The sequence below is a fragment of the Fibrella aquatica genome (assembly GCF_041321135.1).
In the GTDB taxonomy this organism is placed as follows: domain Bacteria; phylum Bacteroidota; class Bacteroidia; order Cytophagales; family Spirosomataceae; genus Fibrella; species Fibrella aquatica.
In genome coordinates this window covers 588,455-609,636 of sequence record NZ_JBGGWF010000003.1, presented here as the reverse complement: position 1 = coordinate 609,636, position 21,182 = coordinate 588,455, and the positions used below count along the sequence as shown (strand labels likewise).

Annotated in this window: 23 protein-coding genes; 17 read left to right on the top strand and 6 right to left on the bottom strand. The window is 50.6% G+C overall.

Translation table 11 applies throughout. The features are described 5' to 3' along the window. From ACAW87_RS10215 to ACAW87_RS10190, 6 genes are all read left to right on the top strand, one after another. Complete coding sequence (locus tag ACAW87_RS10215) at window positions 1-765, top strand: response regulator (protein ID WP_370723277.1); 765 nt, start codon at window positions 1-3, stop codon at window positions 763-765. Window positions 766-988: 223 nt separating this feature from the next. After that, a complete protein-coding gene (locus ACAW87_RS10210) occupies window positions 989-1,696 on the top strand; it encodes a YiaD family glycine zipper/OmpA-like lipoprotein (protein WP_370723276.1) in 708 nt (235 codons plus the stop codon). Between the two features lie 14 nt (window positions 1,697-1,710). Next, window positions 1,711-2,055 (top strand): DUF3140 domain-containing protein, encoded by a 345-nt coding sequence (locus tag ACAW87_RS10205; RefSeq protein WP_370723275.1) that lies wholly within the window; start codon window positions 1,711-1,713, stop codon window positions 2,053-2,055. Window positions 2,056-2,114: 59 nt separating this feature from the next. After that, the gene (locus tag ACAW87_RS10200) at window positions 2,115-2,570 is read left to right on the top strand and encodes a ferritin-like domain-containing protein (RefSeq protein ID WP_370723274.1); all 456 of its coding nucleotides are present in this window, start codon (window positions 2,115-2,117) and stop codon (window positions 2,568-2,570) included. A 75-nt stretch (window positions 2,571-2,645) separates the two neighbouring features. Further along, on the top strand, window positions 2,646-4,040 hold the full coding sequence (locus tag ACAW87_RS10195; protein ID WP_370723273.1) for a Gfo/Idh/MocA family protein: 1,395 nt from the start codon (window positions 2,646-2,648) through the stop codon (window positions 4,038-4,040). Window positions 4,041-4,177: 137 nt separating this feature from the next. Next, window positions 4,178-5,248, top strand: a complete 1,071-nt coding sequence (locus ACAW87_RS10190) for a mevalonate kinase family protein (protein WP_370723418.1) — start codon at window positions 4,178-4,180, stop codon at window positions 5,246-5,248. A 156-nt stretch (window positions 5,249-5,404) separates the two neighbouring features. Here the strand turns inward: ACAW87_RS10190 and ACAW87_RS10185 are convergent, their stop codons facing one another. Continuing rightward, on the bottom strand, window positions 5,405-6,448 hold the full coding sequence (locus tag ACAW87_RS10185; RefSeq protein ID WP_370723272.1) for an isoaspartyl peptidase/L-asparaginase family protein: 1,044 nt from the start codon (window positions 6,446-6,448) through the stop codon (window positions 5,405-5,407). A 144-nt stretch (window positions 6,449-6,592) separates the two neighbouring features. On the opposite strand from ACAW87_RS10185, the gene glgX reads away from it, so the two are divergent. After that, complete coding sequence (gene glgX / locus ACAW87_RS10180) at window positions 6,593-8,698, top strand: glycogen debranching protein GlgX (RefSeq protein ID WP_370723271.1); 2,106 nt, start codon at window positions 6,593-6,595, stop codon at window positions 8,696-8,698. A 131-nt stretch (window positions 8,699-8,829) separates the two neighbouring features. Here glgX and ACAW87_RS10175 read toward each other — a convergent pair whose 3' ends face one another. Next, window positions 8,830-10,575 (bottom strand): S8 family serine peptidase, encoded by a 1,746-nt coding sequence (locus tag ACAW87_RS10175; protein WP_370723270.1) that lies wholly within the window; start codon window positions 10,573-10,575, stop codon window positions 8,830-8,832. 71 nt (window positions 10,576-10,646) lie between these two features. Between ACAW87_RS10175 and ACAW87_RS10170 the strand changes: the two genes are divergently transcribed. The 5 genes from ACAW87_RS10170 to ACAW87_RS10150 all read left to right on the top strand — a co-directional run bounded on the left by ACAW87_RS10170 (window position 10,647) and on the right by ACAW87_RS10150 (window position 13,987). Further along, window positions 10,647-11,051: a hypothetical protein gene (locus ACAW87_RS10170; RefSeq protein WP_370723269.1), complete on the top strand. Its 405-nt coding sequence runs from the start codon at window positions 10,647-10,649 to the stop codon at window positions 11,049-11,051. Window positions 11,052-11,101: 50 nt separating this feature from the next. Beyond that, on the top strand, window positions 11,102-11,719 hold the full coding sequence (locus ACAW87_RS10165) for a hypothetical protein (RefSeq protein ID WP_370723268.1): 618 nt from the start codon (window positions 11,102-11,104) through the stop codon (window positions 11,717-11,719). Continuing rightward, entirely contained in the window at window positions 11,682-12,803 is a 1,122-nt protein-coding gene (locus tag ACAW87_RS10160; RefSeq protein ID WP_370723267.1) for a sensor histidine kinase, read from the top strand. Before ACAW87_RS10165 ends, ACAW87_RS10160 begins: the two co-directional genes overlap by 38 nt. 92 nt (window positions 12,804-12,895) lie before the next feature. Next, window positions 12,896-13,516 carry a response regulator gene (locus ACAW87_RS10155; protein WP_370723266.1) on the top strand — a complete coding sequence of 207 codons (621 nt, stop codon included), beginning with the start codon at window positions 12,896-12,898 and terminating at the stop codon, window positions 13,514-13,516. A 69-nt stretch (window positions 13,517-13,585) separates the two neighbouring features. Further along, window positions 13,586-13,987: a DUF423 domain-containing protein gene (locus tag ACAW87_RS10150; RefSeq protein ID WP_370723265.1), complete on the top strand. Its 402-nt coding sequence runs from the start codon at window positions 13,586-13,588 to the stop codon at window positions 13,985-13,987. Between the two features lie 67 nt (window positions 13,988-14,054). On the opposite strand, the gene ACAW87_RS10145 is transcribed toward ACAW87_RS10150, so the two are convergent. Further along, the gene (locus ACAW87_RS10145; protein WP_370723264.1) at window positions 14,055-15,005 is read right to left on the bottom strand and encodes a 2-hydroxyacid dehydrogenase; all 951 of its coding nucleotides are present in this window, start codon (window positions 15,003-15,005) and stop codon (window positions 14,055-14,057) included. 150 nt (window positions 15,006-15,155) lie between these two features. Here ACAW87_RS10145 and pdxA point away from each other — a divergent pair, with 150 nt between their 5' ends. The 3 genes from pdxA to ACAW87_RS10130 all read left to right on the top strand — a co-directional run bounded on the left by pdxA (window position 15,156) and on the right by ACAW87_RS10130 (window position 18,593). After that, complete coding sequence (gene pdxA, locus ACAW87_RS10140) at window positions 15,156-16,934, top strand: 4-hydroxythreonine-4-phosphate dehydrogenase PdxA (RefSeq protein ID WP_370723263.1); 1,779 nt, start codon at window positions 15,156-15,158, stop codon at window positions 16,932-16,934. Window positions 16,935-17,044: 110 nt separating this feature from the next. Next, window positions 17,045-17,935: a YicC/YloC family endoribonuclease gene (locus ACAW87_RS10135; RefSeq protein ID WP_370723262.1), complete on the top strand. Its 891-nt coding sequence runs from the start codon at window positions 17,045-17,047 to the stop codon at window positions 17,933-17,935. A gap of 13 nt (window positions 17,936-17,948) precedes the next feature. Then, window positions 17,949-18,593: a DNA-3-methyladenine glycosylase gene (locus tag ACAW87_RS10130; RefSeq protein WP_370723261.1), complete on the top strand. Its 645-nt coding sequence runs from the start codon at window positions 17,949-17,951 to the stop codon at window positions 18,591-18,593. 248 nt (window positions 18,594-18,841) lie between these two features. On the opposite strand, the gene ACAW87_RS10125 is transcribed toward ACAW87_RS10130, so the two are convergent. The 3 genes from ACAW87_RS10125 to ACAW87_RS10115 all read right to left on the bottom strand — a co-directional run bounded on the left by ACAW87_RS10125 (window position 18,842) and on the right by ACAW87_RS10115 (window position 20,229). Next, on the bottom strand, window positions 18,842-19,057 hold the full coding sequence (locus ACAW87_RS10125; protein ID WP_370723260.1) for a hypothetical protein: 216 nt from the start codon (window positions 19,055-19,057) through the stop codon (window positions 18,842-18,844). A gap of 213 nt (window positions 19,058-19,270) precedes the next feature. Further along, window positions 19,271-19,501 carry a helix-turn-helix domain-containing protein gene (locus ACAW87_RS10120; RefSeq protein WP_370723259.1) on the bottom strand — a complete coding sequence of 77 codons (231 nt, stop codon included), beginning with the start codon at window positions 19,499-19,501 and terminating at the stop codon, window positions 19,271-19,273. Between the two features lie 5 nt (window positions 19,502-19,506). Next, complete coding sequence (locus tag ACAW87_RS10115) at window positions 19,507-20,229, bottom strand: DUF2975 domain-containing protein (RefSeq protein WP_370723258.1); 723 nt, start codon at window positions 20,227-20,229, stop codon at window positions 19,507-19,509. Between the two features lie 161 nt (window positions 20,230-20,390). Here ACAW87_RS10115 and ACAW87_RS10110 point away from each other — a divergent pair, with 161 nt between their 5' ends. Both ACAW87_RS10110 and ACAW87_RS10105 read left to right on the top strand, forming a co-directional pair. Beyond that, window positions 20,391-20,606: a hypothetical protein gene (locus tag ACAW87_RS10110; protein WP_370723257.1), complete on the top strand. Its 216-nt coding sequence runs from the start codon at window positions 20,391-20,393 to the stop codon at window positions 20,604-20,606. A gap of 17 nt (window positions 20,607-20,623) precedes the next feature. Next, window positions 20,624-21,154 (top strand): hypothetical protein, encoded by a 531-nt coding sequence (locus ACAW87_RS10105; RefSeq protein WP_370723256.1) that lies wholly within the window; start codon window positions 20,624-20,626, stop codon window positions 21,152-21,154. The last annotated feature ends 28 nt before the right edge of the window (window positions 21,155-21,182 follow it).

Here is a 21,182-nt window from a genome sequence, read left to right as displayed (position 1 = left end):
ATGAACCTCCTAGTTGTTGAAGACGAAGCTATTTTGGCCATGACCCTTTGCGACCATCTGGAAGCAGAAGGGTATCGGGTGGTTGGCATTGCCAATAACGGCCTGAAAGCCATCGACCTCTTCGAACGCAATGAAGTTGACCTGATTCTGTGCGACATAAACATAAAGGGAGACATTGATGGGGTAGAAACGGCCCGCCGCATCAACGCCATCAGGAACGTACCTGTTATTTACCTCACGGCCTACTCAGACGACGATACCCTGACGCGCGCTAAACAGACTTTTCCCGCCGCCTATCTCACCAAGCCCTATGACCTGATGAACCTTCGGCTGGCCATTGAAATAGCCCTTAATAACGGCAACCGGGGAACACAGTCATACGCTACTCCTACTGCGGTGGCCACTGCCCCGGAACCATTGGTAAACGCACGGGAGATGATTCTGAAGAGCGGACAGCACATCTTCATCCGTCAGGGCTACCAATTCGTGAAGATCAACCTGAGCGATATTCAGGTGCTGGTGGCTGAAGATATATACACTACATTTCTGACCGGCTCGAAAAAATACTCGCTACGGATGTCGCTGACCACCGTACTCGAAAAACTAGACTACGCCAATATTGTCCGGGTACATCGCTCCTACGCGGTGAACACCTTACTCGTTGATACGTTCGATGAGAACGAGATCAGGATTGCAGACCGCCTGGTGCCGCTGGGCCGTCATTACAAAGAACAATTCCTGCAAAGCCTGCATCAGACAAATTAATTATCCCACTTAATACGTAGAATTAATTCCACAAACTGACGAATCGATGCTATACAGGGCATTATTCCGGTTGACTATACTCCTGACCAGTGCCTCACTATATCACCAGCCAAAATACTGATTACTAGCTAGTTATTTTAATTACTCGTTATTTATACGGTCTACATCAAGAGCTGGTAAGCTTTTGGCTACACGGTAGGTGAATCAGTTTCACTCACACGTTATGACTAGTATGAAAATTAACAGCAAGGGCCTCGTTGCTCTGCTACTGGCCGCCGGCCTAACCTCCAGCGATGTGCTGATGAGTTGCAAATCCGTTAAGAATAATACGAATAAAACGCAGCGTGGCGCAGGCATTGGCGCTGGTGGCGGTGCAGTAGTAGGAGGCGTTATAGGTCGCCGGTCGGGCAACACAGCCCTTGGGGCTATTCTAGGCGCTACCATTGGTGGTGCAGCCGGTGCTGTTATCGGTCGCAAGATGGATAAGCAAGCCGAAGAAATTCAACGTGAATTGCCCAACGCGACGGTAGAACGGGTTGGCGAAGGCATCAAAATAACATTCAATTCAGATATTCTTTTCGACGTTGGCAAGTCCGACCTGAAAGAAGCAACGAAGCGTCAACTATCTGAGTTTGCTCAAACGCTAGACAAGTATCCTGACACGAACCTCATCATTGAAGGACACGCCGATGCGACAGGCTCTGATGATCTGAATCTCCGTTTGTCGAACCAGCGAGCCAGTGCCGTTTCGGATTATCTGAAATCGGTAGGTGTGAAAGGCAATCGACTAACCGAGAAAGGGTATGGCGAATCGCAACCAATAGCTGATAATGACTCAGAATCTGGCCGCACAAAAAACCGCCGAGTTGAAGTTGCCGTATTTGCCAATGAGAAGATGCAACGCGACGCTAAAAACGGCAACATAGACTAGTATCCCGATCAATTATGGCTACGTTAAGCGATACAGAACAGAAGGAAATCCGCGACGAGTTTAACGAGGTCGTAAACATGACTCCTTCTGCACTAACGAAATGGCTTGATACCGACGAATCGAAGACCGTGGGTCAAAAAAAAGAAGGTGACAGCGAATCGATTGGTCATGATTCAGGCAAGAAAATTCTTGCTATAAAAGACAAAAAACAAGCTGACCTGACTGATGAGGACTACGCTCACATGAAGAAGGTGATTAGCTACGTTCGTCGCCATTCTGCCCAGAAACCAGCCACTGTAGAGGGCAGTAACTGGCTCTATTCACTCAAAAACTGGGGACACGATCCTCAAAAGAAATAGCCCATCGGGCCAATGTGCTTATCAATTACCAGTTCACTTATCCTTTAACACAACACGTTATGAACGTCAAAGAAACACGGGGTGAAATCCTCGACCAGTTGAATAAATTACTGACCAGCAGCCACGATGCCGAAGAAGGCTACAAGGAAGCAGCTGAAAACGTAAAAGATCAGGAGTTGAAAAGCTTATTCCTGGCTCAGTCGCGTGAGCGCGCTGAATTTGCTACCGAGTTGGACCGCGAAATTCGGGCATTAGGTGGCGATGCTGACAATGGAACCAGTCTGGCATCAGACCTACACCGCGCCTGGATCAATATCAAGTCGGCCGTGTCGGGCAGTTCAGATAAAGCAGTAGCCGAAGAGTGCCAACGCGGTGACGCCGAGGCCTTGAGCGAATATAGAAGTGTGCTGGAGCAAACAGACATTGCGGCTAGTACCCGTGAGTTATTGCTCCACCAGAAGAGTAAAGTCGAGTTGGCCCATGAAACCATGGGACGCTTGGCTTTGGTAGTGTAGTGAATGGTGGGATCGGAAAGCCTGCGCTCATTGAGTGCAGGCTTTTTTGTTTTATAGGGATTTACCTATTTTGGGATGAAATCAATCGCTATGACCTCTTCCCGACGTTCTTTCCTGCGCACAACGGCTCTTGGTACCGCCGCACTCCCCCTCTTTCCTTCGTTGCTAACCCAGCCTGTTTACGCACAAACGGGACGGAAACCACCCCTCGAAAAAGTACGTTTGGCCTTCATCGGTCTGGGTGAACGAGGGCGCAGTCACCTGGAACAGGCGCTTTACCGGCCCGACGTACAGGTGACAGCCCTGTGCGATACCGATCCGGCTTCGCTGGCCAAAGCTACTGCTCAGCTTCAAAAAGCGGGTCGGCCCATTCCGCCCGTATTCTCTAAAGGCGACGAAGCGTTTAAAGAAATGCTGAAGCGCGATGATATCGACGGGGTGGTTATTGCCACACCCTGGGAATGGCACGCACCAATGGCCGTAGCGACTATGCTGGCCGGGAAATATGCCGGGCTGGAAGTATCGGCTACAGTCACGCTCAAAGAATCATGGGATCTGGTCAATGCCTACGAAAAGACTGGCGCACACTGCATGTTGCTCGAAAACGTCTGCTACCGCCGCGATGTACTGTCGGTGCTGAATATGGTTCGGCAGGGCATGTTCGGCGAAATGACCTATGCGCACTGCGGGTATCAGCATGATCTGCGCGAAGTGAAATTCAATAACGGCAAGCAGGTATATGGCGGAGGCGTTGAGTTTGGCGCTAACGCCATGTCGGAAGCCCGCTGGCGGACACAGCATTCCGTTGATCGGAATGGCGACCTGTACCCCACGCATGGTCTCGGTCCGGTGGCCCACTGGCTGAATATCAACCGGGGTAATCAGTTTTTGCACCTGACCTCAATGGCCACCAAATCGCGCGCACTGCATAAATATGTGGTTGACAAAGGAGGCGCCAATCACCCGAACGCCAACGTAAATTTCAAGTTAGGTGATGTGGTAACGACCATGATTCAGTGCGCCAATGGCGAAAATATCGTGATCATTCATGATACCAATTCACCGCGACCCTACTCGCTTGGTTTTCGGGCGCAGGGTACGCAGGGCGTCTGGATGGACGATGGCGACGTGATTTATCTGGAGGGCGTTTCGGCCAAGCCGCACGTGTTCGAGCCGTTCAAAGCGTATCAGGACAAGTATGACCATCCACTCTGGAAACAGCACGCGGCCAGTGCCGAAAAGGCGGGTCACGGTGGCATCGATTTTTTCGTATTCCGCGCTTTTGTAGAAGCCATTAAAAATCAGACCGCGCCACCGATCGATGTATATGATGCGGCAGCCTGGAGCGCTATCAGCCCCCTCTCGGAGCAAAGCATTGCCAAAGGCAGCAAACCCATCGATATCCCCGATTTCACGCGGGGCAAATGGAAGACCAATAAACCCATTTTCGGCCTAACCGACGCGTATTAAGAGAGAAAATGTCATTAAATGGTCATTCGCTTCGCTGTCATTAAATGGTCATTCGTTACAAAAACAATAAATGACTATCAATGACAGCGAAACTTAATGACAGCGGAGCGAATGACCATTTAATGACGCGAAGCATAATGACTAAAAACCAGTTAACTGCCTCTACGCCGGGGCGAATTTGTCTTTTTGGTGAACATCAGGATTATCTGGGTTTACCCGTGATTGCGGCGGCCATTTCCCGGCGAATCAGCGTAACGGTGCAGCGGGGTGGCCTGCCTCAGGTCTGTTTACACTTGCCTGACCTTGAGCAGGAAATAACGTTCGACATCAGCCAATTCCCGTTAACGTACCTGCACGACCGCGATTATTTCAGTAGTGCCATGAACGTGCTCTATCGGGAAGGGCTACGGTTTTCGGAAGGCATCAGCGGCCATGTGTCGGGCAACATTCCAATCAACGCAGGTACGTCGAGTTCATCGGCATTACTCATCAGTTGGCTGAGTGTACTGAGTCAACTGGCCGATGAGCCGCGCACGTTCACCCCGGCCCAACTCGCCGAATTTGCCTACGTGGCCGAGGTGCTCGAATTTGGTGATCCCGGCGGCATGATGGATCATTACTCAACGGCGTTGGGCGGCGTTATTTACTTGGAATCAGTACCGGCCATTCATGTTGAGCCGTTTCAACCAAGACTGAGCACGTTCGTGCTGGGCGATTCGGGCGAGCCCAAAGACACCATTGGTCTGCTGAAACACGTGAAATACGGCATGCTCGCCGCCATGGATAAAATGAGGGCCTTTGATGATACTTTTTCGCTCGAAACATTACCCATCGATCAGTTAAACAGGTACGTTCACCTCCTGACAGCGGACGAAGAAACACTGGTACGCGGTAACCTGTCAGACCGGGATATACTGCGTGAAGCGCTGCAACTGCTTCGACAACCCACCATCGATCATCGGCAGTTTGGCAAGTTGTTGACCCGCCACCAAACCAATCTCCGCGAAGCCAAACGTATATCGACTCCCAAAATAGATCGGATGATTGATGCGGCCTTGGCAGCAGGCGCTTACGGAGCCAAGATAAACGGATCGGGTGGCGGCGGTTGCATGTTTGCATACGCCCCAGACAACGCACAGTACGTCGCCGAAGCCATTGAACGCGCCGGAGGCCGAGCCTACCTGATTGATGTTGATAAGGGGATTTAAATAAGGGAGGAAAGGGAAGAGGGGGAGGAAAGGGAAGAGGGGGATTGCTGACGCAAGTGTAGTTGCTTTCGCTACACAAATCCCCCTCTTCACTTTCCTCCCCCTACTCCCTTTCTTCCCCCTCTTCCCTTTCTTCCCCCTACTCCCTTTCCCCCCTTATTTAAAATAACTCGGTGATTTCACCAGCACACCATCTTTCTCAGCATTCGTCAGGGTATAACTGAAACCGGGTTGAACGGCGTAGGCTCCTACTTCACCTGCTTTGTTGAGAGCAATAAAGCCTACCTGAAATGTTTTAGCCTTTTCCAGGTCGCGCTTGATAATGCGTTCAACGGCCTGTTTACACGCTTCAGCGGGCGACAATCCCTGGCGCATCAGTTCAACAACCGTGTGCGAACCCGCCATTCTAATTACCTCTTCCCCCTGCCCCGAACAGGTAACGGCACCAATCTCACCATCGACAAACAAGCCGGCACCAATCAACGGAGAATCGCCCAGGCGACCCCGTAGTTTGAAGGCCATACCGCTCGTGGTACACATGCCCGATAGGTTACCCGCCGCATCGAGGGCTATGGTTCCCATTGTATCATGGTTCGGCGTACCATCGTCGAAAAACGACGGCGCAAACGGGCCGTGGCCTTTTGTACCCCGAACAGGTTTCTGGTTTTCAATATTGATAACCGGCTTATACTCCGATTTTTTCAGCCATTCGCGATACGTTTTTTCGGCATCCGCCGACAACGTACCTGACTCCAGCGTGAAGCCATTGGCCAGCGCAAACTGCTGAGCGCCTACGCCCACGAGCATCACATGCGGCGAATTCTCCATTACTTTCCGGGCTACCGATACCGGGTGTTTAATTCGCTCGAGAAACGCCACCGACCCACAGTTCGATTTCTCATCCATGATGCAGGCATCGAGCGTTACAAATCCATCACGATCAGGATTACCACCCAGGCCGACGCAGCAGTTTATGTCGTTTTCGATGGCAATACCAGCGGCTTCAACGGCATCGAGCGCACGACCGCCGCGTTGCAATACGGGCCAGGCAGCCTTGTTGGAAATAGTCCCGCTGTCCCAGGTAGAAACGACTACCGGCTTGGGCGCAACAGCTGAAGTAGTACCAGCCAGCGTTCGGTTGGTGAGTAAGGGAGGCAACAGCAGGGCACTGGCCCGCAAGAAAGTCCGTCGTGAGGTCATGGGAGGCAAGATAACAGTTTCTACATATAAATAATAAATGAAGTCTTAATATGAACATACTGAGCCAAGTAAGGGAAAGCCCTAACATTTTTCACAGAAATGAGTTTATTCTTTAGTGCAACAGTACCAGTTACATCAACGTTTATGACAACTTCTCCTACTACAACATCGGCTACTATTCCGTCGCGGCCCGGCCAGCCTTACCCCTTGGGTGCCACTGTAGACGAACAGGGCGTTAACTTTTCTATTTACAGCGAAAATGCCCTTGGCGTGTCGCTCTGCCTATTCACATCGAAACGGGGCGAAAAAGAAACCCACCGCATCGAACTGACCGAAAAGACTGAAAACGTCTGGCATATCTACCTCGAAGGCATCAAACCCGGTCAGTTATACGGCTATCGGGTCGATGGTCCCTATGCACCGGAAGAAGGGCATTACTTCAATGCCCATAAATTGCTACTCGACCCTTATGCCCGCGAGGTGCACGGCATAGTAGGTGGCAGCACCGATACACTGGGTTATGACCATACCCAAGAGGCCGACGACCGATACATGCAAATGAGCGATGTCGACAGCGGCAAGGTGGCTCCTAAAAGCGTAGTAATCGACTCAACGGCGTTTGATTGGGGCGACGACACCGCGCCAAATACGCCAATGAATAAGTCGGTCATTTATGAAATGCACGTGAAAGGTTTCACTTACCAGCATCCTACCATTGCCGAACCAATTCGGGGTACGTATGCCGGCTTAGGCACGCCCGAAGCGATTGATTATTTCAAGAAGCTGGGCATCACGGCGGTTGAGTTACTACCGGTTCACCAGTTTTCGAACGAGAGTTACTGGGGCTACAACAGCATTGGTTTCTTTGCGCCTCACAACGGCTATGCTTCGTCAGATAACGTGGTCAACGAGTTCAAGCAGATGGTGAAAAACCTGCATGCGGCGGGTATTGAAGTCATCCTCGACGTGGTGTACAACCACACCGCCGAAGGGAATGAGCTGGGACCAACCATCTCGTTCAAGGGTATCGATAACAAGGTGTACTACCACACCGTACCCGAGCAGCCGCAGTTCTACATGAACCACACCGGCACGGGCAATACATTTAACCTGACCCATTCGCAAACGCTGCGCGTGGTAATGGACAGTCTGCGGTATTGGGTGCAGGAGATGCACGTCGACGGATTCCGCTTCGATCTGGCCTCGGCCCTGCTCCGCGAACTCGGCGACAACGTATCGTCATTCCTCGATACCGTGAACCAGGACCCAACGCTCAGCCAGGTAAAATTAATTGCCGAACCCTGGGACATTGGCTCCTACGATGTTGGCCAGTTTCCGGTGCGCTGGTCAGAATGGAACGGTAAATACCGCGACTGTGTCCGTAAATTCTGGAAAGGTGACGACGGTTTGGCGCACGAAATGACCCTTCGCGTGTTGGGTAGTCCCGATTTGTATGCCGACGGGCGTGGACCGGGCAACAGCGTTAACTTCATTATTGCTCACGATGGATTTACGCTCAATGACCTGGTTAGTTATAACGAGAAGCATAACGAAGCCAACGGTGAGAACAACAATGACGGCGAGAGTAACAACGAGAGCTGGAATATGGGTGCCGAAGGCCCTACCGATGACCCAGCTATTAACCAGGCTCGTGAACAGCAGAAGCGCAACTTCCTGACCACCCTGCTAGTAAGTCAGGGAGCACCGATGTTTATGATGGGCGATGAGTACGGGCGTACCCAACATGGTAACAACAACGGCTATAATCAGGACAGCGAGATTTGCTGGTTCAACTGGAATTGGGACGAAAAGCAGCAGGCTCTCTTCGATTTCACGGCACAGCTAACTGCGCTACGCCAGAAATATCCGTTGCTCAGCCGCCGGAAATTCTACGAAACAGAGCAGATCGATTGGCTTCGTCCCGACGGTCAGGTTTTCCAGCCAGAAGACTATGCTAACCCACATACACACTGCCTTGCGCTCTGGATCGACGGTGCGCGGGTTGGTGAGCAGGACGAAACCGGTCAGTATATCAACGAAACGGAAGAAGGTGCCAGCAAGCTATTGTGGGTAATGAACAGCTATTGGGAAGACATTGCATTTACCCTACCAGCACCTCACAAGTCAAGAACGCACTATGAAGTGATTATTGATACCACCACTGGTGAAGTAGAAACGGGCCATCGCATTGATGTAAAAACACCCTTCAACGTACCTGCCCGCGCGTCGGTGCTGTTGCGGATGGTGTAACAAAAATAGGTGTAATGAAAAGAGGGTCAGCCTGGGTACGTACCCAGGCTGACCCTCTTTTTGTGCCTTCACTTTTAGCGATCCATCCCCCATTTTGGGTACGCCCTATACGAATAATTAGCGCACCTTTGTTATGTGTTTTGATCAGCGATCCAGCCAGATAGCATAGCTGAAGCTAATCCATAATCAGGAATGACACCACCCACTGAATTCGATACAGTAGTTCCCTGTGTGAGCAGGATACGCATTTCATCGGGTTGAATCAGGTATTGATCCTGTTTGGCCTGACTTTGCAGTAAAGTGGCGAAGCCAGCTATGATGGCCGACGCACCAGATGTATCACTTGTAGTATAATATTTACCCTCTATGGTTGTTGACAAGATGTTTTCTCCCTGCGCATACACGTTTACCCGTGGCCCATATGATGATGTACTCTTGCGTGTGGCTACTATAGTTCGTGGTTGCCTGCGCGGTACCCGTTCTGGTTGCCGAGAAGCACCTACCAATATTGCCGCCGAAGCATTGGCTTGATAACTGGCAATGAAGTCTTCCGGAGAATCATATTCTACAAAGTCATCTCCCATTTCGGTTCGTAGGTGATCCGTTATCTGCCTATATGCCATCCAGAAAGATTGCGAATGTTCGGGTTTTACAGCGTCTATCAGGCTAACAGGTACTATCTGAGTGATTGGCTGGCCCACTGAGGCGGGGTTTGATTCGATGGGTAGATACAGACTTTTATTACCAGCAGCGGCCACTACTGTAATCTCCTTTAATCTGGCCAGAGCAATTAAATCATGCATAGCAGGGACCACATCGACAGGGTATTTTTGACCGTTGAAGGCCACTTCTATCAACACAATATCACCGCGTTCACTAGTATTCACTATTTCCAGCAGGGCACTTGCTTCGTCATACTGCTTTCTTAACGGAAGAGCCAATGATAAACTTGATAAACAGGAAGCCAAACGAATAGTCGCATTTGGTACAATACCCTGGCACAGATCGACACCGTTAGGCATCGGATTACTGTCGCCATGCTTTGCCCGTAATACGCCCAAAATTTTAGTACCGTGCGTCGACAAAGCAGGATACTGCCTTAAACTGGTTAAGGAAGGTGACCCCTGCCATATGATATCGGTCGGAAAAACAACAGGAAATGAAGCAGACTCCAGTTGCCCATGTGTGGTATCCCACCCATTTACTTCTAAAATTGTCAGCCCTACATCTTGCCCCCGGGTAGTGTTGAGCGGAATAGACATATCGGCTAAATAATGCTGATTACCGAGGGCCGGATTTAAAGGCGGTTCCATGTGGCCTGGCTCAACACTCGCTTCTTCAGGTTCGCCAACGAGGTAAACGGCTGCCAGTAAACTAGGCGCGAAATGCAACGGCACATTGCCCAATTTAGTCCGGGCAACCGTCGAGGCATCGGGCAGGAACGTACCTAACTCACCAAGCCAATCTGCAATTTGAGCATTGGATATGCCATCAGGTAAGCTGATTTTGAAATAGTTATACAGATTGGGTATCTTATCAGCCGTAGCTTCCGGCAGATTGTTAAACCGCCTAAATCCGTCTTTTTCCGGCTTCTTTATTTCTTCAAGCAAACTCAACGGCAGATAAGCATCAACGTTATCAAATAGATAATCAGGAGCAGCGTCGGTTTCTTTGCTAATTTTTTGAATCAACTGCGCGAAAGCAGACCAGTTTTTACGGTTATTTTCGATATATTTTGGTGAAAAATACTCATAGCCAGCCAACTCACTGTATCTGAGAGCGAGTTCAGTATACTCGTCACGAGGCGCAAAATTGACTAGTTCGTCGGATGTGAGTAATATCTCATCCCGGAATTTGATAATTAGGTTCTGGCTCATAATCTACTTTATGGTGTGTTTGTTCTTATTCTTCTCACAATTAATCAATTACATCTAAACAAAGCAAAAGTATGGCACAGGATTATCGCAGTTTTGGCTTTACAGTGGCAACCCCGGAGCTGGTGGATCCATTGAAGCAAAGCTTTGACGCATGGCCCCACCGAGGTCCTAAAACGGGTACGTTTATTGGGATCAATCAATTGAAGTCTATCGTTGACTCGCTAACGAACCTCGACCTGAACGGCATTCAAATTTGTTATGGCCTAGGCAATTCAGGAGACGGCGATCAGGTTGAATTGGTGATTACCGAAGTGAGAGTGGAAGACATAGAAGTTAATGACACGCCGCTTGTCACCGTGATCAGAACGGGACAGATCTATGCCTCCGTCGATGGCGACAGCCCCGAACCTCCTGGCCTTGGTTGTCCTCCACTCATCTGTTCAACTCCCCCGCGACAAGTTGCAGACAGCGATTAGGCATGCTGAATCAGGCCCTCACCATATTGGTGTATCTTAACTTGACATCTTTGCTAATTCCCATCGGAATTGGCCTCTACCGATGGACCGCTTTAGGGGCTAGTCTGCGCTTTGCGTGGGCTAGCCTGCTTGCTTACTTTCTGTTGCTGGCTCTGTCGATGGCCCTAGCCACCAACTATCTGGTTTTACCCTACACCAACGCTCCCGAGTACGTTATCTATGCTATGGCCACATTATTTGGTCTTGGCTTTGCCGTTTGCTACGCGCTGGCCGTTCCCCCCGGCATTTCACGTAAGAGTATTGTCGGTTTAGAAACGGTGGCATTGCTTGGCATTGGGATCGAATTGACTTTTTCTGCCGCCAGTACACCGGTCAGTCAATGGGCCATTCCGTTACAGACAGTTATTAACACGATTATTCCCCTGATTTATTTATACTTTCTGACCCAGACCAGCACATCCAGTTTGCTTACCGTTCCGCTTTTCTGGATCAGCACGGGTCGTTTGGTCAGTTCACTATTGTCTACCCTATACGATTCGTTGCGGGTGCCGATGGCCGAATCATCGCGTGAGTTACTGATTCAGTGGTTATGCTTTCAGTTCACCGTTGTTATTCTTTGTAATCTAGTCTATGCGCTCGGCTTTTGGAAAACCCGTCAATACCGTTAGTAGCTGGTATCGGCTGGCAACCTGCCTACTAGCTTTAACAAGCGTATCAACTACTGCAGTGGCGCAATCGGTCCGGATCGATTCAGTAGTCACTATCAATGCATATGGATTACCCAAAAGCTATCAATCCAGAGATACACTTTCGCTACCTGCGCAGGAAAACTACTTGACCTTCTATTGTTCGGCCGACAAGCCAACCCCAATTTTGTATCGACTATCCGGCCTTGATGCAACCTGGCGGTCAGGCTATAGCAACGACCAGTTTCATTTTGCCAATCTGATTGGTAACACCTACGTTTTTCAGGTACGTGAAGCCAAAAACCGTAACACACTGGCTATAAACCAATTAACAATCAGCCTAAATGCCCCATTCTGGAAGCGTATCTGGTTTTGGCCCATGGTATTTCTGTATGTTATAGGCCTCATTAGCGTTATCGTTTATTTATTCGTTCGGTACCGATTTTTACAAAAACTGAGAGCCTTAAAAGTCCGCGACCGCATTGCCCGCGATTTGCACGACGATATGGGTAGCTACCTCAGCAGCATCAGCATCCTGAGCGCCGCCATGCCCACCGACCCGATACGCGCCCGCCAAAATCTGGACCGTATTGGCCAAACTGCCCGACAAGTGATGGATTCCATGAGCGATATCGTCTGGAGTATCAACCCTACTCAGGATACCATGCAACAGGTGCTCGACCGGATGAAGCAGGTAGCCGACGATCTGTTGGGTACTACCGAAACAACGGTGCAATTTGAGATTGGGCCCGGTGTTGAAACGCTTTCGCTGCCCCTGGAACGTCGCCGCGATTTTTTTTTGATCTATAAAGAAGCCCTGACTAATACGGCTCGCTACGCAGAAGCCTCCAGCGTACTGGTAAAACTGGAACAGCGGTCTGGCCAGTTAATCCTGTGTTTGAGTGATAACGGACGCGGTTTCGACACCCACAACCCAACAGCCCGAACTGGTGGCGGAAACGGCCTTCGCAATCTACACACCCGCGCTACACTGCTGAGTGGTACCCTATCGGTTTGCTCTTCACCCGGGCAGGGAACACAAGTCAAGCTATCTTTTCCGGTTTAACGACTCATAATACAGCCGGACGGGTCACCCTAATAGGGTATTAAACATCTCGTTTATAGCGGTACTTTTGGTCTACTCATTCCACTCTCATCATGGCGGTTCGCACTGTTATTTTCGAAGACAACCAGCCTCTGCGCGAGGCATTATCGTTCCTGATCGACGCAACCGACGGATTTGACCTACTGGGCTCTTTTGGCGATTGCCTCTCAGCCGAGAAACAGGTAAGTACTCTGCAACCCGATGTGGTGCTGATGGACATTGACCTGCCGGGTCGGAGTGGTATTGATGCAGTTCGTAGCCTGCGCGAACGCTACAGCCATGTCGATGTGCTGATGCTGACGGTCTTCGACGATGACGAACGCGTATTTGAAGCCATTCGGGCAGGGGCAACGGGTTACCTGCTGAAGAAAACGCCGCCTGTTCGTCTTTTAGAAGCTATTCAGGAGGTGTATGATGGGGGTGCGCCCATGTCGCCCGCCATTGCCCGACGCGTGATGGGCGCGCTGCAAATCCGCCCCAATCCACACCTTGCCGACCTCACTCCCCGCGAAAGCGAAGTGCTTGCCTTACTGGCCAAGGGAAACAGCTACAAGATGGTGGCCGCTCAACTGGGAATAACGGTGGAAACGACACGTACCCACATTAAGCGTATCTACGAAAAACTTCATGTTCACTCTGTAACGGAAGCTCTGGCCAAGTATCACGGCAAGTGAGCGGCCGTTGCCAATTGAGTGTAGCGCGAATACGGCGTACCTTCGCACCGTTATTTACGCTCAAAACAAATGGAAAATCTGATTGCACAGGCCCGTTGGGTCATTCAAATAGGCAGCGTGTTAGGGATGCTCAGCGTGGGTATCGGTGCGTTTGGCGCGCACAGCCTACGTGCCCGCCTCGAGGCCGCCGGACGAATGGACACGTTTGAAACGGCAGTGAAGTACCAGTTTTACCACGCACTGGCGTTGGTATTGGTAGGCATCATCACCCAGTTGCTGGCGAATAACCCGACGGCGCTGAAAACGCTAAACTGGTCGGCCTGGAGTTTTGTGGCAGGTACGTTGGTGTTCTCCGGCTCACTCTACATTCTTTGTCTGTCGGGTATCACCTGGCTTGGAGCCATCACGCCCATCGGCGGTCTATTCTTCCTGGCCGGATGGGCGTTCCTGTTCTGGGCAGTTAAGAATTAAGAGTTAAGAATTGAGAATTAAGAGTTGCTTTGCTAATAGCATGACCCGTCCTTTAGCAAAGCAATTCTTAATTCTCAATTCTTAACTCTTTCATTTGCCTCACCAGCACCTCATTGATCCGGACGTAGCTTTCGTGCGTCCAGCCGGCGATGTGGGGAGTTAGAATGACCTGATCAGATTGGCGGAGGTAGTCGAAGGTAGCTTGCTGGGCGGGGGTGAGCGTTTTCAGCTTTTCGTTTTCCAGCACATCCAGACAGGCCCCGCGAATCTTTCCAGACTGCAACCCCTTCACAACGGCATCGAGCGAGACTACTTCGCCCCGCGATGCATTGATCAGGAAAAAAGGCTTGGCCATTTGCGCTACAAACGTATCGTTAATCCAGTGGCGGGTGTAATCGGTGAGCGGCACATGCAGACTAAGCACGTCACAGTCAGACATAATCTGCTCAACGGTGACCTGTTCGGCATAATCATCGCCGTAGTTTGTTCGGTATTTATCAAACGTCAGCACCCGGCAGCCGAAACCGCTTAACCGACGGGCAGTGGCGCGACCGTTGTTTCCGTAGCCAAACAGACCCACTGTTTTTCCTTTCAGCTCAATACCCCGATTGCCTTCCCGATCCCAAATACCCTGACGTACCTGACGATCGGCACGCAGCAGGTTGATGAATAGGGCCAGTAGCATACCAACCACATGCTCAGCCACGGCATCGCGATTGCCTTCGCCCGCATGAACAACCCGAACGCCACGCGCTTTGGCCTCGTCCATGTCGATCAGATCGAGTCCGGCTCCCGCCCGGCCAATAAAGTTGAGCAACGGAGCAGCCTCGAAAAGCTCGGCGTCAACGCGGGTTTTACTCCGAATAATCAGTCCTTCAAAAGGCGCAATCGTGGTCAGTAGCGTTTGCCGATCAATGGCAGGCTGATATTCATAACTAAATCCAGCTTCGTTGAGTAGCGCAAAAAGCGACGGGTGCATTTCATCGGCAATCAGAATAGTCGCTTGGGTCGTTGACATGGGGGGAAGTTTGTAACTTGCAACGGCAATTATCAAGAATCAGTCAGTAATTACCAATCCAGCGGGCCGAAAAAGGCCCATGTGGGGTAAAACCTGATTATATCCTCAGGGTGGCTGACCTCAATAAGGTGAACTGCCTCTGCAAGGTCAATGGAACAACAACCTAACAACACAAATAACCAAAACGATCGGCCCGCCGATAATCGCCCCGGCGGTCAATCGGATCGGAATCGGAATCGGAACAGAAACCGGAACCGTAATCGGGGCCGGGACAAAGACCGGAGTGGCCAACCGCGCGGCGAGCAGACTACCGATGCCGACGCCCTGATCGACGATAATCAAGTTGGTGTGGGCGAGGCAAACGTGGATACCGGCAGCCGCATTGCGGCCGACAAGCCCGTAGCTGAGAATCGACCCGCGAGCGACCAGCCTGTACGCAATAACCAGAGCGAGCGCCCGCCCCATCAGGGACAGCCACGCTCGGGTCAGGAACGCGAAGGGCGCCCCCCACGCGACCAGCAGCGGCAACCGGGCAATGAGCGCAACCGCGATAATCAGGAACGTCCGCCCCGCCCCGACCGGCCCGAACGCAGCCGTTCAGAAAGACCCGAACGTGGTTTTTCTGACCGTGTTGAGCGCGGTGGTTCTGACCGGAACGAACGGCCCGAACGTGAGCGTAGTGTGTATGACCGTAACGAAGAGGTTGTTCCTGAGCGCCCCCGTCCCGAACGGCAGGATCGTTACCAGCCCATGGCGATTGACCGCTATGCGGGTGCGTCGGTTTTTGAAGATGATGCCGACAAATCGGGGCGCAGTGAGCGTACTCCCCTGTCGGAAGCCAGCCAGCAGGAACGGCTGATCATTGGCATTTCGCTCGGTGATTTCAACGGCGTTGGACCAGAAGTCATTCTGAAAGCGTTGCAATACAACCAGTTGCAGAAAATCTGCACGCCCGTTATTTACGGGTCTATGCGGGTGCTGAATCGGTATCGCAATCTGTTGAACCTGAAAGACTGGAACCTGAACGGCATTCAGCAGGTAGAGCAGGCCAGCCACAAAATGACCAACGTCATCACCTGCTTCAGCGATACGATTCCAAGTCCACCGGTAGCTGAAGGGGAAACACCGCTCCCCCCACAGCCAGCCACCGATATTCAGCCCGGCAAAGTGACGCCCGAAGCCGGTTTGGCCGCCTTTGCCTGCCTGAACCGGGCTGTCGAAGACCTGAAAGCCGGCAAACTACACGGCCTGGTAACCGCACCGATCAACAAACACAATATTCAGTCAGAAGCATTCTCGTTTCCCGGACATACCGAATACCTGGCCAGTGCTTTCGGCGTACCCGACAACCTGATGTTTATGGTGAGCGACATCCTGAAAGTGGGTGTTGTAACCGGACACGTACCCATCAGCCGGGTGAAGCAGGGCATTCATAAGAACGCCATTGCGCAGAAACTGGAGATGATGACCAAATCGCTGAAGCAGGATTTCGGTATTCGTCGACCCAAAATTGCGGTGTTGGGCCTCAACCCGCACGCGGGCGAACGCGGCTTACTGGGTAGCGAAGAAAACGATATCATTATACCCCTCATCACCGAGCTACGTCAGAAAGGCCAGTTGATTTACGGTCCGTTCCCCGCCGACGGTTTCTTCGGAACCCGCTCGTATCGGAAATACGACGCCGTATTGGCCATGTACCACGATCAGGGCCTGATTCCGTTCAAGTCGATCGCCTTTGAAGAAGGTGTCAACTTTACAGCTGGTCTGCCCGCGGTACGTACCTCGCCCGACCACGGAACCGCCTACGACATTGCCGGTAAAGGCGTTGCCGATGAAACATCGATGGTACAAGCCATTTATACCGCCTGCGACGTAGCCCGCCGCCGCAAAGAATACCAGGAACTAGAAGCAAACGCACTTAAAAAGTGAGTCCAAAGTTCAATGTCTAACGTCTAAAGTTGCTCTGCCGGGGCATACAACTAACTCATGGCAGAGCAACTTTAGACGTTAGACATTGAACGTTGAACTCTTTTCCTCCCATGCTCAAATCAATGACCGGTTTTGGTACCGCGACTGTCGATGCCAATGGCTTATCAGCAACCGCAGAAGTCAAAACCCTGAACTCTAAGTTTTTAGACATTTTTTGCCGCTTACCACGCGGTTTTTCTGACCGCGAAATCGAGGTGCGCAACACGCTCACGCAACAGCTCGAACGGGGCAAGGTAGAGTTCAACCTCAACATTACGCGCACCGCTGATGTACGGCCTACGGTAACGGTGAACCGGCCACTGGTAAACGCATATGTGAAAGACCTGACCGAGGCCGCCTTGGAATCGTATTTGAGCCTTTCGCCCGATGAAGTGTTCAGGCTGGCGTTGGGTATGCCCAACTCGTATCTGAGCGAAACGAGCAGCAACTCAGATACCGCACAGGAAGACTGGGCCACCATTCAGGAAGCCGTCACCGAAGCTATTCGCCGCTGCAACGAGTTTCGTCAGCAGGAAGGCGCATCGCTCGAAGGTAAGTTTCGCGAGTACATCCAAACCATCACCGATCGGCTGGCCGATATTGAGGTTCAGGATGTTACACGGATTCCCGCCGTGCGCGAACGGATGCGTACCAATCTGGCAGATATGCTCAGCAGCGACGATTTCGACAAGAATCGCTTCGAGCAGGAACTGGTGTACTTCGTGGAGAAATTTGACATTTCGGAAGAAAAAGTGCGTCTGAAAAATCACCTGCTCTATTTCATGGAAGTGCTGGCCACGGAGGAAGCAAATGGCAAAAAACTCAATTTCATTGCCCAGGAAATTGGCCGTGAAATCAACACCATCGGTTCTAAGGCCAACGACGCCACCATTCAGCGGTTTGTGGTGCAGATGAAAGATGAGCTTGAAAAGATCAAGGAGCAAACAATGAATGTCATATAGGCGTTAGGCCTCCATGCACAGCCCATCTCGAATACCAGCTTCGTTCTACGAAGAGCACGACACACTGACGCTCTCTCAATTATTGCTGGGCTGCGAGCTTGTCCACGAGTCGGCGGAGGGGGTAACGGCGGGAATCATTGTGGAAACCGAAGGCTATATCACCGGCGATCCGGCTTGCCATGCCTACCGCCGCCCCACCCCGCGCAACGCCGCCATGTTTGGCCCCGCAGGTACGTTGTACGTGTACCAGATTTACAATCATTATCACTGCATCAACGTGGTGACGGGATCGGAAGGCGTGGGTGAAGCCGTACTGATTCGCGCCCTGGAACCTACCGAAGGAACGGATTTGATGACGATGCGCCGCAACGAAGCCTTTAAAACCGGCTTCGAGCGGTATCGCAACAATACGGTAGATCCGGGTACCACAGCGGGGTTTCGTTCGCTCTGTAATGGACCGGGCAAGTTAGTTATCTCGTTGGGAATCAGCCGACCAACGCACAATTTTTCGTCGCTAACGACCGGCAGCGTTTACATCAGACCGCGCGTGCTGAGCGATTTCGAGATGGTCACCACCACCCGCATAGGCATCACGCAGGGCGTTGATTTGCCCTACCGCTACTACGTAAAAGGCAATCCGTTCGTCAGCAAGAAGTAAGCTAGTACTTATCTAGCGCATTGATTCGCGCATCGTGCCCTTCGACTCCGCTCAGGGTGACAACTACCATCTGGATGTTTAACTGAACATGGTAATGATTGATGTCACCCTGAGCGGAGTCGAAGGGCCACAAGCGCGGAACCACGCGTCAGCAATACGGCCCGATGCGCCTATGGTTGGCCAACGTAGTTTATCGATTCTATCAATTCCGAACAGAGAAGTTTTGCAGGTACGTTGCCGAACGTAGCTCATTTGTTGAACGGAACCATCTTATTCTCGTGACCCAAATCGGCAATCTGACAGCCCGTGCTACTCACGATTAGCTTGCCAAACTTATCTGATGAGCACGACGAAGACATACTGCCATCTGCTTTGTACCGGATAAACTCCAGATTGGTGATCTCCTTTTTATCATCGCGGCTAATGACTTTGAGTTGAACCTTGACGCCAAACTCCTTGATCATTTTACGTTCTATCCGTTTGATTTCCCGTTTAGAAAAGTTTCGAGACACGACGAATTCAGACTCACTAAACCCAACTGAGCAGGTTGCGAGAAGTACAGATAAAGAAAGAATAAGCTTTTTCATATGCATGTGGTTTAGATGAGCATCAACAGAGTTCTGTCTGATTACTCATGAAAAGTAGCTAATATGATAAACTTAATCATACAATAGCAACTAAACAACAATTTGTTTATCAGCTACTTCAGGAACGTATTCGAGCAGATCGCCGGGTTGGCAATCGAGCGCCTGACACAGGGCTTCGAGGGTGCTGAACCGAACGGCTTTGGCTTTCCCAGTCTTCAGAATAGAGAGATTTGCCAGCGTCAGATCGACTTTCTCGGCCAGTTCGGTCAGCGACATTTTGCGCCGTGCCATCATCACATCGACGTTTACAACAATAGGCATGATGATCAGATGGTTAGTTCGTTTTCCTGTTTCAACTGCATACCGTATTTAAAAACCTGAGCAAGAGCCAGAATGCAGAGACCGGTTAATGCAATGGTCAATTCTGATGAAGGCGCGCTCACGCTTAGATTATAAACCTCCTCGTTGGGCTGCCGGATAACGAACCCGTAAGATTCCAGATAACCAGAAGCTGCCTCTGCGGCTAACCATTTTGTGCCCGCACTGAGTATTGTAAATACCAGTAAACCCTGACCAATCCGGGTAAGGCGGTTAGTTTGTTGCTCATCAAAGACATGCCTGTTAGCTATACTCTGAAACAATTTCATAAACATATAGCAGATAAAAAGCCCAAGCAGTGCCAGTAGCAGTCCACTACTACCCATAAACCATAATGATATTGGCATCTTCTCCAGATTGACAGGCCCCTTTATGGATAAGTATAGTGAGCTATCTACCCGCTTAAGGCTTAGTGAACTGTAAGAGCCCTGAGTGAGCTCGAATTCCGGTTTCGACCACTCCTGAAGCGCTTTACCCGTTTCGGGCATCGACTTCGGTACTGAAACAATACCGTTGATATTGGCGGTGATAGTCCATTTCCCCCCTTCGGGCAAGCCAACAGCAGCTAAATAAAGCAAAACGCCAATGCACACGGCGTATAGAAGAAGTTGGCCGTAAAACAGAACAGCAAACAGCCGACTCAGCCACAAGGGTAACGATGATGTTTTCATAGTACTTCAGTTAGTTTCGGCACAAACAACAACAAATTTTTATTGATAAACAATAATTTTTTACTGTTTAAAGAGAAAATTGCATTTTCTTATGTACTGGTTATGCATCGGGCTTGCAGAGTAGGTGAGTAATTGTAATTTTGACCTACAATACGTTAACAATGAACCCAAAGCCTCGACCAAACCATCAGCAGTACTTGAACACGCTACGGAGCATGACCGAGGAGCAGCGTTTGCTTAAAGCATTTGAGCTTTCTGACTTTAGTAAGCGACTCTTTAAAGCAGGATTGACAGAGCGGTTTCCAACCAAGACAGAGGCCGAAATCCATGCCCTATTTCTGAAACGCCTTGCCAAGTGTCACAATCAGAATTACTAATTTTCGTGCTCAACCTTTTGACTGATCTTCAGATTCCCTACATGGTGACGGGGTCTGTGGTGTCAAGTTTACAAGGAGAGCCCCGTTCTACGCATGACATAGACATGGTCATCATGCTGAAAAAAGAAGCTGTAAAACCGTTAAGTCAGGCGTTTCCAACCGATTTATTCTATATTAAAGAAGGCAGTGTACTCGACGCCGTTGATCGAAAGAGTATGTTCAATCTGATTGATGGCTCGTCTGGTAACGAAGTGGACTTTTGGCTCCTGACAGATGAGCCGTTCGATAAAGTCCGATTCGCCCGCCGCCAACGGACATCTGCGCTGGACCTAGCTAACTTCTATATAACCACTCCCGAAGACACTATACTCAGTAAGTTGCGTTGGGCTAAACTGGCAGGCGGGAGCGAGAAACAGTTGACGGACGCGATTCGCGTTTTTGAGATGCAGTTTGACCGGCTCGACCTCGAGTATATTAAACATTGGATAAATACCCTGGAATTACATACGCAATGGCAATACCTAATCGACCAAGCCGAACCTTATTGAGTAGGTACGTTCTGCCATTAAACTTTTA